The organism is Saccharopolyspora mangrovi (assembly GCF_035320975.1).
GTDB classification, from domain to species: Bacteria; Actinomycetota; Actinomycetes; order Mycobacteriales; family Pseudonocardiaceae; genus Saccharopolyspora; species Saccharopolyspora mangrovi.
Genome location: NZ_JAWLNX010000002.1, coordinates 154558 through 168422, shown reverse-complemented (window position 1 = coordinate 168422; position 13865 = coordinate 154558). Strand labels below are relative to the sequence as shown.

Sequence of the window (13865 nt, the reverse complement as noted above, 5' to 3'; positions counted from 1 at the left end):
GCGGGAAAATTCATTGTTATGGTAATCATAAATATGCCAGAAGTTGAAGGAGCTGCGGTGGCTGACGCGGAGGATGGACGGCTGTTCGAGCTGTCGGAGGAGTACCTTGCGCTGCAACGGGAAGCCCGGGAGTTCGCGGCATCCGTGCGCGACATCGCCGAGCGCGCCGACGAAGCCGGCGACATCGACCCGGAAATGCGCAAGCGCCTCGCCGCCAGCGGCATCGGCTCGATCATGGTCCCGGAGGAGTTCGGGGGCCGCTACGAACGGGTCGATTCGCTCGCCGTCACCTTGGCGCGGGAGGCGTTCGCAGCCGAGAGCGCGCACCTCGACTCCCTGCTGGGCATGCAGGGAATCGGTAGCTACGCGATCAGCGCAGGTGGCAGCGACGCGGTGCGCGACGAGTGGCTCCCCGCGGTCGGCCGGCTGGAGGCGATCGCCGCGCTGGCCCTCACCGAGCCCGACGTGGGATCGGACCTGAAGGCGTTGTCGACGACGTTGGTCCGGCGCGACGGCCATCTCGTCCTCAACGGGCGCAAGTCGTTCATCACCAACGCCGGGGACGCGGACTTCTACTGCGTGCTGGCGTGCGAGGGCGAGAGCTACTCGCTGGTGCTGGTGCCCGCCACCACCAGCGGCGTTTCGGTGACCAAGCCGCACCAGATCATCGCGCCGCACGTGCTCGGCGACGTCGTGCTCGACGAGGTCCGGGTCCCGGAGAACCACCGGCTCGGGGCACCGGGGGAGGGGTTCACCCTGGTGCTCTCGACGCTGGCGACCTTCCGGGTGTCGGTCGCGGGCGCAGCGGTCGGACTCGCCACCGCCGCGCTGGAGGAAGCCGTCCGGCACGCCGCGGGGCGTGAGCAGTTCGGCGTGAACCTGGCCCGCTTGGGCTCCGTGCCCGGCAGCCTGGCGACCTCGTGGACCGAGATCGAGATGGCCCGCGCGCTGACCTACCGCGCGGCTGAAGCAGCGGCGCGCGACCCGCTGGCGAACCTGCACCTGTCGTCCATGGCGAAGGTGGGTGCGACCGAGATCGCCGGACGCGTGGTCGACCGGTCAGTCCAGACGATGGGCAGGTTCGGCCTCGTCCAGGGCAGTAAGATCGAGCGGCTGTACCGGGAGGCGCGTCCGATGCGGATCTACGAGGGCACCACCGAGGTCATCCTCGACTCGCTGGCCAAGCAGCTGGTGAAGGGCGTGACACGGTGACCGCGCCGAACCGGGCCGTCGTCCGGTTCGCCGGTGATTCCGGGGATGGGATGCAACTGGCCGGTGACCGCTTCACCGCCGAGGCCGCGGCCTTCGGCAACGACCTGGCGACCCAGCCGAACTTCCCGGCCGAGATCCGGGCCCCGCAGGGAACGCTGCCCGGTGTCTCGAGCTTCCAGATCCACTTCGCCGACTACGACATCCTCACGCCGGGAGACTGTCCGGACGTGCTCGTGGTGATGAACCCGGCCGCGCTGAAGGCCAACGTCGGTGACCTCCGCGCCGGGGGCGTGCTGCTGGTCAACACCGACGAGTTCACCAAGCGGAACCTGACCAAGGCCGGTTACGAGGGCGATCCGCTGGCCGAGCTCACCGGCTTGGTGGTGCACGAGGTGCCCATGTCGACGCTCACCCGGGGTGCGGTCGAGCCGGCCGGGGTGGGCAAGCGCGACGCTGCCCGGGCGAAGAACATGTTCGCGCTCGGGCTGCTGTGCTGGATGTACCAGCGCCCGACGGAGGGCACCGAGCGGTTCCTGCGCGAGAAGTTCGCCCGCACACCGGAGGTCGGCGAGGCCAACGTGCTGGCCTTCCGCGCGGGTTGGAACTACGGCGAGACCACCGAGGCCTTCGCCTCGACCATCGAGATCGCACCCGCGCGACTGCCTGCGGGTACCTACCGGCAGGTGACCGGGAACGTGGCCCTGTCGCAGGGCCTGGTGGCGGCGGGCCGGCGCGCCGGGCTGCCGGTGTTCCTCGGCAGCTACCCGATCACACCGGCAAGCGACATCCTGCACGAGCTGAGCAGGCTCACGCGGTTCGGGGTGACGACGTTCCAGGCCGAGGACGAGATCGCCGGAATCGGCGCTGCCCTGGGCGCGGCCTTCGGCGGGGCGTTGGGCGTGACGACCACCTCCGGGCCGGGGCTGGCGCTCAAGAGCGAGACGATCGGGCTGGCGGTGATGACCGAACTGCCCTTGCTCGTCGTCGACGTGCAGCGAGGCGGGCCGTCCACCGGGCTGCCGACCAAGACCGAGCAGGCAGACCTGTTCCAGGCCCTGCACGGCCGCAACGGCGAATCGCCGGTTCCGGTGGTCGCGCCGAGATCACCCGCGGACTGCTTCGACGCGGCCGTGGAAGCCGCGCGGATCGCCGTGACCTACCGGACGCCGGTGCTGCTGCTCTCCGACGGTGCGATCGCCAACGGCTCGGAGCCCTGGCGGATCCCGGATCTCGACGACCTCCCCCGCATCGACCCCGCCTTCGCCGAGGCCGATGCGGAAGCGTTCGCTCCGTACCGGCGCGACCCGGACACGCTCGCGCGTCCGTGGGCGGTGCCGGGCACCGCAGGGCTGGAGCACCGCATCGGCGGGCTGGAGAAGTCCCACTGGGACGGCGCGATCTCCTACGACCCGGACAACCACGACCTGATGGTCCGGGTGCGGCAGGCCAAGGTCGACGGCGTCGACGTGCCGGAGGTGGTCGTGGACGACCCGTCCGGACGTGCCCGGACGCTCGTCGTGGGCTGGGGGAGTTCGTACGGGCCGATCGGCGCGGCGTGCCGCCGGGTGCGGGACCGGGGCGTGCCGATCGCGCAGGCGCATCTGCGCCACCTGAACCCGCTGCCTTCCAATCTCGGTGAGGTGCTGCGCAGCTACGAGCGCGTCGTCGTGCCGGAGATGAACCTCGGGCAGCTCTCGATGCTGTTGCGCGCTCGCTACCTCGTCGACGCGCAGCCGGTGACCAAGGTCGCCGGGCGAGCGTTCCTCGCCGAGGAGTTGGAAGAAGTCCTGCTCGAGGTCGAGGCCGGCACGATGGCCGCCACCGAGCGGAACAAGATGGCCGCGGCGGTCGCTGTGGCGCGAGGAGAGGAAATCGCGACGTGACCACTGTGGCCGGTGTTGACCTGGGACTCACCGCGAAGGACTTCACCTCCTCATCGGAGGTGCGGTGGTGTCCCGGCTGCGGCGACTACCCGATCCTCGCCACGGTTCGCGGCCTGCTGCCGGAACTCGGACTGCGGCGCGAGAACATCGTTTTCGTGTCCGGGATCGGGTGTTCGTCCCGGTTCCCGTACTACCTCGACACCTACGGGATGCACTCGATCCACGGCCGTGCTCCGGCGATCGCGACCGGGTTGTCGGTCTCGCGGCCCGATCTGTCCGTGTGGGTGGTGACCGGTGACGGCGATGCGTTGTCGATCGGCGGCAACCACTTGATCCACGCGCTGCGCCGCAACGTGAACCTGAAGATCCTGCTGTTCAACAACCGGATCTACGGGCTGACCAAGGGCCAGTACTCGCCGACCTCGGAGACCGGCAAGATCACCAAGAGCACGCCGGAGGGCTCCCTCGACTCCCCGCTGAGCCCCCTGTCGCTGGCGCTGGGTGCCGAGGCGTCCTTCGTGGCCCGGGCGCTGGACTCGGACCGCAGAGGGCTGGCCGACGTGCTGCGCCAGGCGGCCGCGCACCGGGGCACGGCGCTGGTGGAGGTCCTGCAGGATTGTCCGATCTTCAACGACGGTTCGTTCGACCTGCTGCGCGCGAAGGGCGAGGCGTCGAACCGGCTGATCCCGCTCGTCCACGGCGAGCCGATCGTCTTCGGTGCCGACGGTGAGCAGTGCGTGGTCCGCGACGGCTTCGGGCTGCGCGTGCTGCCCACGGACGAGGTCGAGCCGCACGAACTCCTCGTGCACGATGCGGTCAGCGATGATCCGGAATACGCTTATGCGCTCAGCCGCGTGTCGAGCCAGGACCTGCAACACGTCGTGACCGGCGTGTTGCGCAGCGTGTCCCGCCCGGTCTACGACGACCTCGTGCGCGAACGCCTGCGAAGTGCCCAGAGCGGCGAGGCGGGCGGCGACGCCGAGTTCCGGGCTCACATGAGCGGAGCGGACACGTGGACGGTGACGTGAACTCCTCGCCCTCCGGCCGGTATGCTGCGAACCATTATGAGTGAATCGGTCAGCGTAGCGTGGGAGCGCCGTGGCGAGAAGGTGTCTTCCATCATCGCGCGTGAAATCGTGCGGGACATCGCGCAGCGCAAGCTCTCGCCAGGCGACATGCTGGAGTCCGAGAGCGTGATGCTCCAGCGCTTCCAGGTGGCGCGGGCGTCTCTGCGGGAGGCGTTGCGCGTGCTGGAGGTGCACGGGCTCATCCGCATGAAGCCGGGGCCTGGTGGCGGACCCGTGGTGTCGGAAGTGGACAGCCGCGAGTTCGGCCGGATGGCCACTCTCTTCTTCCAGGTGCAGGGCATCGAGTTCAGCGAGCTGGTCGAGGCCAGGCTGATCCTCGAACCGCTCGTCGCCCGGCTCGCCGCGGAGCGGCACGATCCCTCCGACGACGAGGAGCTGCGCGAGATCGTCGAGCGGGGATTCGCCGCGAAGACCGACGACGAGTGGCTCACGGCGAGCAACGCTTTTCACGCGAAGGTGTTGTCGATGGCCGGCAACGGCCTGCTGAGCCTGTTCGCGCGGGCGCTGAAAGACCTCTTCACCGAGCGGGCGTCCGGTGTGTACGTCGCACGCCGCCGCGACCCGGTGCGTCGGGTCCACGCCGACATCGCCGATGCGATCATCTCCGGTGAGCCGGAGGTGGCCGAACAGCTCATGCGCGAGCACATGAGCGAGTACGCCAAGACCATCGCCAAGCGCGAGCCGCAGCTCATGAACGAGGTCGTCGACTGGCGCTAGGCGCGAGCCGCTCGCGGACGAACCGATCGCGACGAGCTCTCGATCGGGGCCGGCGTCTACACGTCGAGCCGGAGGACGCGGGCGAGGTTGCCGCCCAGCACGGCGGACTCCGCGTCGTCGCCGAGGTTGAGCGCGCGGATGGCCGCGATCTCCTTCGCCGGGTCGGTCATGGGCCAGTCCGAGCCGAACACGATCCGCTCGACGCCGTGCCGGGTGATCAGCCGTCGCACGGTCGCGGGGTCGACCTCGCTGAGAGCGGGCGGCCACGAGGTCTCGAGCACGACGTCCAGCCCGCGCAGTTCCTGCTCGGCTTCGGCCAGCATGTGGTAGCCGCCGAAGTGGCACGCCACCAGCCGCAGCTGCGGGAAGGCGCGCACGATCTCGCGCAGCATGCGCGGCGTGCTCAGCTCGTTCACCGCTCCGCTGCCTCCCGCGCCGACGTGCACGATCACGCCGATCTCGTCCCCGAAGGCCTCGAACAGCTCCCACAGCCGCTCGTGCATGAGCCCGTAGTTCTGGAACAGGGGATGGACCTTCACGCCGCGAAGGCCGTGGCGGCGCAGGCTCGCCAGGTTCTCCTCGACGGGGAGGTCGACGTGCACGGTGCCGAACGGGGTGAAGGTCTCGCCGTTGAGCGAGGCGATGAACTCGTTGGTGCGGTCCACGTTCTTCGCCGCCCCGGCGACCCCGAGCGCGAGGCTGTGGTCGACGCCCTTGGCCTCCATCTCGGCCGCCAGCGAGCTCGCTTTGCCGTTGCCGACCGCCTGCAACCCCGGCAAGCGGTTGGCGGTCAGCGCCCGTTCAGCGATCGCGTCGGGCCAGACGTGCGTGTGCGCGTCGATGATCATGGCTCTGCCCTTTCACTGGATGAGGTAGCCGCCATCGGCCACCAGCGCTTGACCTGTGACCAGGGATGACGCGGACGAGCACAGCCACAGGCTGGCCTGCGCGACCTCGTCGGGAGTCCCGAGGCGCCCGAGCGTGCCCAGGTGTGCCGCCACCGCGCCCTCGGCACGGGTGGATCGGGACTGCCGAAGCATCGGGGTGTCGATGGCCCCGGGGCAGACCGCGTTGACACGCACCCCGGTCCCGGAGCACTCCAGGGCGGCGGTGCGGGTCAGCCCGATGATCGCGTGCTTCGCGGCGGTGTAGGCCGGGGATCCGGCGCCGGCTCGGAAGGAGCGGATCGACCCGATGTTGACGATCGATCCCGGTCCGCCTCGGCCGAGCATCTGTGCGAGCTCGTACTTCAGGCACACCAGCACCGAGGTCAGGTTGATCTCCACGACCTCGCGGAAGGATTCGACGTCGGCGTCGACGATGCGCTCGCGGTCGGGCGGGCACGCCGCGTTGTTCACCGCGCAGTCGAGCCGCCCGTAGCGGTCGGTCGCGGCGGCGACCATGTTCTCCACCTCGTCCGACTTGGTGACGTCGGCACGCACGAAGTGCGCCTCGAGGCCTCGTGAGGTGATCTCGTCCGCCGCTTCGCCGCCGGCGTCGGCGTTGATGTCGGCCAGCACGACCCGGTAGCCGGCGGACGCGAACGCCCACGCCGTGGCGCGGCCCATTCCGGAGGCGGCTCCGGTCACCAGGGCCGCCGGTCTAGACGCTGTCTCCATCCACGCTCCCTGAATTCTTGAGATCATTATATTGAATTAGCCGGGCTGTCAAGGCCGTCGAGGAGGCGCCGTGCTCGCCTGATCTTCGAGGTGGCGCCGTCTTGAGGGGGCGCCCGGCGGTGCGTGAGCGGAACGCGCGCGTCCTCAAAAACAATTACTATGAATATAATGAACGGTATTGACTTCGGACATATCGCGGGCCAAGGTGGCTGTGTTGGCCGTCACGCCGAGGTGAGTCGCACCCGGCTCGCGCATCCGGTCATCGCCCGTGTGCCAGCTGTTTTCAACGTGGAGAACAGGAGTGAGGCAGATGTCGGACACAGTGGCTGACGACGTCGAGCCCCGCGCCGCGGGCACCTGCAGCTCCTGCCGTGCCGACGCCCCCGCGGTCGTCGTGGACCAGCACCCGAACGCGAGCGGAGCCGAGAACCCGCCGATCGTCGACGTGCCGGTGCTGATGCCCGCGACCACCGCGTTAACGAGCCTGACCGCCTTCACGGTCGGTGAACGACCGGCCGACCGGCTCACCGCGACAGCAGGAACCGTCGCGGTCGGAGTCCGTTGAGCGAGACCACCAGGAGAGAACACATGTCCACAACCGTGGCCGCCCCTACTCCGCTCAAGAGCTACTCGAAGCTGTTCATCGGCGGGCGTTGGGTGAAACCGTCCAGCGACCGCCTCATCGAAGTCGTCTCGCCCAGCACCGAAGAGGTCATCGCGACCGTCCCCGAGGCGCGCGAGGCGGACGTCGACGCGGCCGTGGCCGCCGCGCGGAAGGCGTTCGACGAGGGACCCTGGCCGCGCATGACCCCGGCCGAGCGCGGTGAGGTCCTCGCTCGCGTGGGCGAAGAGGTCGAGAAGCGGTTCGCCGACATGGCCGGGGCCTTCACCGCGGAGATCGGAGCTCCGGCCGCGGTGAGCGAAGCGTTCCACCAGAACGCCCTGAAGATGTGGGGCGACGTGTCCACTCTGCACGAGCGCGCTGTGTTCGAGGAGGAGCGCGAGTGGGCCGAGGGACGTGGCAGGCTCGTCCGGGAACCGGTCGGTGTCGTCGCCACGATCATCCCGTGGAACGGGCCGGTGGCCACCGCGTCGCTGAAGATCGGCCCGGCCCTGGCGGCCGGGTGCGCGGTGGTGCTCAAACCCGCGCCCGAAGGGCCGGTCAGCGTCATGATGCTCGCCGAGGCCCTGGAGGCCGCGGGCCTGCCCGAGGGGGTCATCAGCGTGCTGCCCGCCGGTCGGGAGGTCGGCGAGCACCTCGTGAGCCATCCCGACGTGGACAAGGTCGCCTTCACCGGCAGCACCGCCGCGGGCAAGCGGATCATGAGCCTGTGCGGCCAACGGGTCGCCCGGGTGACGCTGGAACTGGGTGGGAAGTCGGCCGGCATCATCGCTGACGACATCCCGCTGGACGAGGTGCTGCCCACCCTCGTCCCGGCCGGGATCGGGCACTCCGGCCAGGTCTGCGCCGCGCTCACCCGGATTCTGGTGCCGCGCGAACGGCAGCAGGAACTGCTCGACGCGATGGTGCCGATGCTGGAAGGCCTTCCGGTCGGCGCCCCCGAGGCCGAGGGCACGGTGCTGGGTCCCCTCGCCGCTGAGCGCCAGCGGGACCGGGTGGAGAACTACATCCGCATCGGCGTCGAAGAAGGGGCGAGGTTGGTCACCGGCGGTGGCCGTCCCGCAGGGCTCGACCGCGGCTACTACGTCCAGCCGACCGTCTTCGCCGATGTCCGCAACGACATGCGCATCGCACGCGAGGAGATCTTCGGCCCGGTCATCTGCGTCATCCCGTTCGACAGCGTCGACGAAGCCGTCGCCATCGCCAACGACTCCGACTACGGGCTCTCCGGGGCGGTGTACGCCTCGGACACCGCCTTGGCGGAGCAGGTCGCGCGCCGCGTGCGGACGGGGCAGATCTCGGTCAACACGTGGGGCATGTGCGTGGTGCAGCCCTTCGGTGGCTACAAGCAATCCGGACTCGGGCGCGAGGGCAACGTCGAAGGCCTTTCCGCTTACCTCGAAACGAAGTTGATCCAGTACAGCTGACTTCGTCGGAGATCCGACGTCGCGAGCACTCGCAGAATTCCCCTTCTTGCACGCAAAAGAGGTCCGACATGGCTCTTGATGAAGCAACATCCGGATTCCTCGCCCAGATGGCCGAGACGGGACTGCCTCCGCTGCACGAGATGGAACCGGAGCAGGCGCGCGGTATGACGGCCATGCTCAAGGACATGTTCGGCGAGGGCCCTGAAGTCGCCCGGAGCGAACTGATCCAGGTTCCCGCTGAGGGCCGCGACATCCCGGTGCGGATCCTGGTGCCCCACGACGAGCCCCGCGGAACGATCGTGTACTACCACGGCGGCGGTTGGGTGATCGGCGCGATCGACGAGTTCGAAACGCTGGGCAGGCAGCTCGCCGTCCGCACGGGCTGCGCCGTGGCGCTGGTCGACTACCGGCTGGCACCGGAACACCCGTACCCGGCCGCCGTCGAGGACGCCTGGGACGCGCTGGTCTGGGTCGACCGCAACGTCGAGGAGATCTGCGGAGAACGGGTTCCGCTGATCGTGGCGGGAGACAGCGCCGGCGGGAACCTGGCGGCCATCATGAGCCGGAAGGCGCGCGACAACGAGCTCCCGCTCGCCCAGCAGGTGCTGGTGTACCCGGTGACGGACTGCGATTTCGACACCGCGTCCTACACCGACCCGGAGAACCAGCTCATGCTCAGCCGGGACAGCATGATCTGGTTCTGGAACCACTACGCCTCCGCGGAAGCGCGGGAGCACCCGGACGCCTCCCCGGCGCGTGCCGTCGATCTGACCGGGCTTGCGCCCGCGGTGGTCCTGACCGCCGAGCACGACGTGCTGCGCGACGAGGGCCAGGCCTACGCGAAGGCGCTCGAGAGCGCCGGCGTTCGCGTGTCCCTCCAGCAATTCGCGGGCCAGATGCACGGCTTCTTCACCATGGTGAACCTGCTGCCCGGCAGCGAACGAGGAATCAGCTACGTGGTGGAGGAGATCGACGAGCGCCTCCGCGCGATCAGCTGACCACCTGAGAAGCGCAGCAGAGAACTTCGCAGCGTCCATCCGCGCGGGTGGAGCGCTCACCCGGTTGCGCCCGAATGACGGCCCCGACAAATCCCAACGGATGATCCGACTGCGAGGACGGGTTCTTATGAACGACACGAGGAACATTCCCGCGCAACTCGACGCTGTGGTGGTCGGTGCCGGTTTCTCCGGCCTGTACATGCTCTACAAGCTCCGCCGGCTCGGGATGAGCGCCAAGGTCGTCGAGGCCGGTGCCGACGTGGGCGGGACTTGGTACTGGAACAAGTACCCGGGGGCCCGCTGCGACGTCGAGAGCATGCACTACTCGTACTCCTTCGACCGGGAGCTCGAGCAGGAGTGGGAGTGGACCGAGAAGTACCCCAGCCAGCCCGAGATCCACGCCTACATCAGCCACGTCGCCGATCGGCACGATCTGCGCAGGGACATCGTGCTGAACACCAAGGTCACCGAGGCCCGCTTCGACGAGGAGTCGTCCCGCTGGACCGTGCGCACCGACGAGGGCGATGAGGTCTCCGCGCGGTACTGCATCATGGCGGTGGGGTGCCTGTCCAAGCCGAAGTTGCCCGAGATCCCCGGGATCGAGAACTACACCGGAAACTGGTACCACACCTCGCACTGGCCGGAGGAGCGCGTGGACTTCAGCGGTCAGCGGGTCGCGGTGATCGGCACCGGATCGTCGGGAATTCAAGCCATCCCGATCCTGGCCGAGCGCGCCGATCACCTCACCGTGTTCCAGCGCACCGCCAACTTCAGCCTCCCGACCTTCAACGGCCCCATCGACCAGGACCTGGTCGCCGGGATCAAGGCCGAGTACCCGCGGATCCGGGAAGAGGCGCGGATGTCGGGCTTCGGCATCGCGGTGGAAGAGCCCACCCAGTCGGCCCTCGAGGTCGATGACGAGGAACGCCGGTCCAAGTACACCGAGCGGTGGAACCGGGGCAACCTCACCGGTGTTCTGCAGGCGTACACGGACCTGCTGGTCGACGAGCGGGCGAACGAGACCGCCGCCGAGTTTGTGCGCGGCAAGGTCCGGGAAGTGGTGCGCGATCCGGAGAAGGCGGAGATCCTCTGCCCCCGGGGCTACGCGTTCGGCACGAAGCGGCCGTGCTTGGACACCGGCTACTACGAGACCTTCAACCGCGAGGACGTCGACCTGGTCGACCTGCGGGCGACCCCGCTGGTGGAGATCACCGAGAACGGGGTGCGCACCACCGAGCGGGAGCACGAGTTCGACAGCATCGTCTTCGCGACCGGATTCGACGCCATGACCGGCGCGCTGCTGTCCATCGATATCGTCGGCAGGGACGGGGTTTCCCTGCAGGAGAAGTGGGCCGAGGGGCCCACCACGTACCTCGGGCTGACCACGACCGGATTCCCCAACCTGTTCACCATCACCGGACCGGGCAGCCCTTCGGTGCTGAGCAACATGATCGTGTCGATCGAGCAGCACGTCGACTGGATCAGCGATCTGCTGTCGCACATGTCCCAGCAGGAGCTCGCCGTGGTGGAACCGACCGAATCCGCGGAGAAGCAGTGGTCGGACCACGTGCAGGAGTGCGGTGAGGCGACGCTGTTCACCAAGACCGACTCCTGGTACATGGGTGCCAACGTCCCCGGCAAGCCACGCGTGTTCATGCCCTACATCGGCGGTGTGGGGCCCTACCGGCAGAAGTGCGACGAGGTCGCCGCCAACGGGTACGAAGGTTTCGCGCTGCAGAAGGCGGACGACACCGCGCTCGACCCGATCAGCTGAACCCGGTTCTTTCCGCTGGTGCCCGCAGGGGGCCGGCGTTGCTCATCCCTTCGGCACGAGGAGACACGACATGAAGACGCAAGGCGCGCTGCTGTGGGAGCCGGGAACCGGCTCGGGCTGGTCGGTGGAGGAGATCGAACTCGACCCGCCGAAGGTGCGGGAGGCCACGGTCAAGCTGGCCGCCTCCGGCATCTGCCACAGCGACGACCACCTGGACACCGGCGACATCCCGCTGCCCTGGGCGCCGATCCTCGGCGGGCACGAGGGGGCCGGTGTGGTGACCGAGGTCGGCCCCGGCGCGGAAGGGCTCGAGGTGGGTGACCACGTGGTGTGCTCGTTCCTCCCGTCGTGCGGGCGGTGCACCATGTGCGTCAGCGGACGCTCGAACATGTGCGCCCTCGGCGCGGGCGTGCTGGGCGGCACCTCACCCGACGGCACCCACCGCATCCACGCCAGGGGCAAGGGCGTCGGGGCGATGTCCTACCTGGGGACGTTCGCGCCGTACGTGACCGTCCCGGTGGACGCCCTGGTGAAGATCGACAAGGACATCCCGCTGGACAAGGCGGCGCTCATCGGGTGCGGCGTGCCGACCGGCTGGGGCTCGTCGGCCTACGCCGCCGACATGCAGCTCGGGGACACCGTGGTGATCTTCGGAGTCGGTGGGGTCGGCATGAACGCCGTGCAGGGTGCTCGTCATCGGGGTGCCAAGAACATCATCGCCGTGGATCCCGTGGCCTACAAGCGCCAACGGGCCCCCGAGTTCGGTGCGACGCACACGGCGGAAAACGCCGAGCAGGCCGCGGAGCTGGTCTCGGAGATGACCAACGGGCAGGGCGCCGACCGGGTCCTGCTCACGGTGGGCGTCGCGCACGGATCGCTCCTCGAGCCCGCGCAGGCGATGACCCGGCGCGGCGGCACGGTCGTCCTGACCGCGGCGGCGCCGGTGACCCAGCGGAACGTGGAGATCGACCTGTTCACCTTCGCCATGTCCGGCAAGCGTCTCCAGGGGACGCTGTACGGGAGCACCAACTCGCGCAACGACATCCCGCTCATCGCCGACCTCTACCGCAGGGGTGAGCTCAAGCTGGACGAGCTCGTGACGCGCACCTACTCCCTGGAGGACATCAACACCGCGTTCCAGGACCTCCGCGAGGGGAAGAACATCCGCGGCGTGATCGTCTACGACTGAGGGGCGCATGCCCGGAAACGAGATGAGATGACCAGCACGCAGATTTCGGCCACGGCGGCCGCCGAACTGCAGATCGTCCAGGCGACGCATCGCTACGCGCGCGGTCTGGACAGGTTCGATCCGGAGGAGGCCCTGTCGGCGTTCACCGAGGACGCCGTCTGGGACGCCACCGCCGTCGGTCTGGAGCGCTTCGAGGGCCACGAGCAGATCCGTGCGTTCTTCGAGCGCGACGCCGAAGCGATCGCCAGCCAGTTCCACATCATCACCAACCACGTGATCGAGTTCGACTCGACTGATCGCGCGCACGGGACCAACTACGTGTTCTCCGAGGGGCAGACGAACAGCGGAGCCACGTTCAAAGCCGTGGCTCTCAACGAGGACGACTACGTCGCGACGCCGGACGGCTGGCGCATCGCATCGCGGGTGATCTCTGCCCTGATCCCGCCCGAACTGGACGGATTCGACGCATGAGCAACTCGGACCGAGGCAAAGAACTCATCAAGTCCTATTTGGATGCTGTGGGTGCGCTCGCCGTCGACGACATCGCACCGCTGTTCCACGTCGACGGCAGGCTGGACATCCCGTACGCCCCGGACGGCATCCCGCGCACGATCGAGGGCCGGGCCGCGATCGACGACTTCTACCAGGCGCTCCCGCAGATGGCGACGCCGCTGAACTTCTCCGACTACCGGATCTGGGCGCTGGAGGAGGACGGGGAGTACGTCGCCGAGTACCGGTCGGACTCGTCGTTCAAGGCGACTGGTGCGGCCTACCGCAACAACTACGTCGCTCGGGTGACCGTTCGGGGTGACGGGATCGTGCGGTTCGCCGAGTACTTCGACCCGATCCCGCTGGTCGAGGCGCTCGGCGGGACGGTGGAGCCGGCTCCCATGTCGGCCGGTGCGGTGGCCGGCGGCGGTTCCCCGGACCGCGGCGCGATCGAGGACGTGCTCAACAAGTACGCGATCGCCTACGACGAGAACGACATGAGCACGATGGCGGACTGCTTCACGCAGGACGCCGTGATGAGCCTCCGCGTCCAAGACGGCGATCTCGTCGGACCTTTCGAAGGCCGGGACGCGATCGTGAAGCTCATGCGGGATTCCCTGGCCTCGCAGACCGACCAGCGGCGTCACATCGTCACCAACGCGGTGATCCGCTCGGCCGAGCCGGCCGCGGTGTCGGTCGAGTCCTACCTGACGCTGATCTCCGTCGAAGGCGCGAAGCTGACCGTGCTGTCGACCGCGCGGTACGAGGACCGGCTCGTGCACGACGGCAGTGCGTGGCGGTTCAGCAAGCGCCACGTCCAGCTCGATCTCCCGTACTGAGGTGGTTG

13 protein-coding genes are annotated in these 13865 nt (G+C 68.7%); 11 read left to right on the top strand and 2 right to left on the bottom strand.

Going from position 1 to position 13865, the window contains the following annotated elements; genetic code table 11:
• Nucleotides 1-57 precede the first annotated feature (57 nt).
• The 4 genes from R4I43_RS03380 (at nucleotide 58) to R4I43_RS03365 (ending at nucleotide 4900) form a co-directional block, all read left to right on the top strand.
• Nucleotides 58-1212: an acyl-CoA dehydrogenase family protein gene (locus tag R4I43_RS03380; RefSeq protein ID WP_324264013.1), complete on the top strand. Its 1155-nt coding sequence runs from the start codon at nucleotides 58-60 to the stop codon at nucleotides 1210-1212.
• Entirely contained in the window at nucleotides 1209-3095 is a 1887-nt protein-coding gene (locus R4I43_RS03375) for a 2-oxoacid:acceptor oxidoreductase subunit alpha (protein WP_324264012.1), read from the top strand. Before R4I43_RS03380 ends, R4I43_RS03375 begins: the two co-directional genes overlap by 4 nt.
• A 5-nt stretch (nucleotides 3096-3100) precedes the next feature.
• Nucleotides 3101-4123, top strand: coding sequence for a 2-oxoacid:ferredoxin oxidoreductase subunit beta (locus tag R4I43_RS03370; protein ID WP_407691193.1), 1023 nt, complete (start codon nucleotides 3101-3103; stop codon nucleotides 4121-4123).
• A gap of 81 nt (nucleotides 4124-4204) precedes the next feature.
• A complete protein-coding gene (locus tag R4I43_RS03365) occupies nucleotides 4205-4900 on the top strand; it encodes a FadR/GntR family transcriptional regulator (protein ID WP_324264010.1) in 696 nt (231 codons plus the stop codon).
• 56 nt (nucleotides 4901-4956) lie between these two features.
• On the opposite strand, the gene R4I43_RS03360 is transcribed toward R4I43_RS03365, so the two are convergent.
• A complete protein-coding gene (locus R4I43_RS03360) occupies nucleotides 4957-5748 on the bottom strand; it encodes an amidohydrolase family protein (RefSeq protein WP_324264009.1) in 792 nt (263 codons plus the stop codon).
• 12 nt (nucleotides 5749-5760) lie between these two features.
• Nucleotides 5761-6519 (bottom strand): SDR family NAD(P)-dependent oxidoreductase, encoded by a 759-nt coding sequence (locus R4I43_RS03355; protein ID WP_324264008.1) that lies wholly within the window; start codon nucleotides 6517-6519, stop codon nucleotides 5761-5763.
• A gap of 310 nt (nucleotides 6520-6829) precedes the next feature.
• Between R4I43_RS03355 and R4I43_RS03350 the strand changes: the two genes are divergently transcribed.
• The 7 genes from R4I43_RS03350 (at nucleotide 6830) to R4I43_RS03320 (ending at nucleotide 13857) form a co-directional block, all read left to right on the top strand.
• Nucleotides 6830-7084, top strand: coding sequence for a hypothetical protein (locus R4I43_RS03350; RefSeq protein ID WP_324264007.1), 255 nt, complete (start codon nucleotides 6830-6832; stop codon nucleotides 7082-7084).
• A 23-nt stretch (nucleotides 7085-7107) separates the two neighbouring features.
• Complete coding sequence (locus R4I43_RS03345) at nucleotides 7108-8568, top strand: aldehyde dehydrogenase (RefSeq protein WP_324264006.1); 1461 nt, start codon at nucleotides 7108-7110, stop codon at nucleotides 8566-8568.
• A 68-nt stretch (nucleotides 8569-8636) separates the two neighbouring features.
• Nucleotides 8637-9566, top strand: a complete 930-nt coding sequence (locus tag R4I43_RS03340) for an alpha/beta hydrolase (protein WP_324264005.1) — start codon at nucleotides 8637-8639, stop codon at nucleotides 9564-9566.
• Between the two features lie 127 nt (nucleotides 9567-9693).
• Complete coding sequence (locus R4I43_RS03335; protein ID WP_324264004.1) at nucleotides 9694-11340, top strand: flavin-containing monooxygenase; 1647 nt, start codon at nucleotides 9694-9696, stop codon at nucleotides 11338-11340.
• Nucleotides 11341-11410: 70 nt separating this feature from the next.
• Nucleotides 11411-12529 (top strand): NDMA-dependent alcohol dehydrogenase, encoded by a 1119-nt coding sequence (locus tag R4I43_RS03330; protein WP_324264003.1) that lies wholly within the window; start codon nucleotides 11411-11413, stop codon nucleotides 12527-12529.
• 27 nt (nucleotides 12530-12556) lie between these two features.
• Entirely contained in the window at nucleotides 12557-13000 is a 444-nt protein-coding gene (locus tag R4I43_RS03325; RefSeq protein ID WP_324264002.1) for a nuclear transport factor 2 family protein, read from the top strand.
• Nucleotides 12997-13857, top strand: coding sequence for a nuclear transport factor 2 family protein (locus R4I43_RS03320; protein WP_324264001.1), 861 nt, complete (start codon nucleotides 12997-12999; stop codon nucleotides 13855-13857). Before R4I43_RS03325 ends, R4I43_RS03320 begins: the two co-directional genes overlap by 4 nt.
• The last annotated feature ends 8 nt before the right edge of the window (nucleotides 13858-13865 follow it).

Coding starts and splice junctions, on each gene's coding strand:
- R4I43_RS03360 (WP_324264009.1), bottom strand. CDS start 5,748: ATGATCATCGACGCGCACACGCACGTCTGGCCCGACGCGATCGCTGAA.
- R4I43_RS03325 (WP_324264002.1), top strand. CDS start 12,557: ATGACCAGCACGCAGATTTCGGCCACGGCGGCCGCCGAACTGCAGATC.
- R4I43_RS03345 (WP_324264006.1), top strand. CDS start 7,108: ATGTCCACAACCGTGGCCGCCCCTACTCCGCTCAAGAGCTACTCGAAG.
- R4I43_RS03330 (WP_324264003.1), top strand. CDS start 11,411: ATGAAGACGCAAGGCGCGCTGCTGTGGGAGCCGGGAACCGGCTCGGGC.
- R4I43_RS03340 (WP_324264005.1), top strand. CDS start 8,637: ATGGCTCTTGATGAAGCAACATCCGGATTCCTCGCCCAGATGGCCGAG.
- R4I43_RS03320 (WP_324264001.1), top strand. CDS start 12,997: ATGAGCAACTCGGACCGAGGCAAAGAACTCATCAAGTCCTATTTGGAT.
- R4I43_RS03335 (WP_324264004.1), top strand. CDS start 9,694: ATGAACGACACGAGGAACATTCCCGCGCAACTCGACGCTGTGGTGGTC.
- R4I43_RS03350 (WP_324264007.1), top strand. CDS start 6,830: ATGTCGGACACAGTGGCTGACGACGTCGAGCCCCGCGCCGCGGGCACC.
- R4I43_RS03355 (WP_324264008.1), bottom strand. CDS start 6,519: ATGGAGACAGCGTCTAGACCGGCGGCCCTGGTGACCGGAGCCGCCTCC.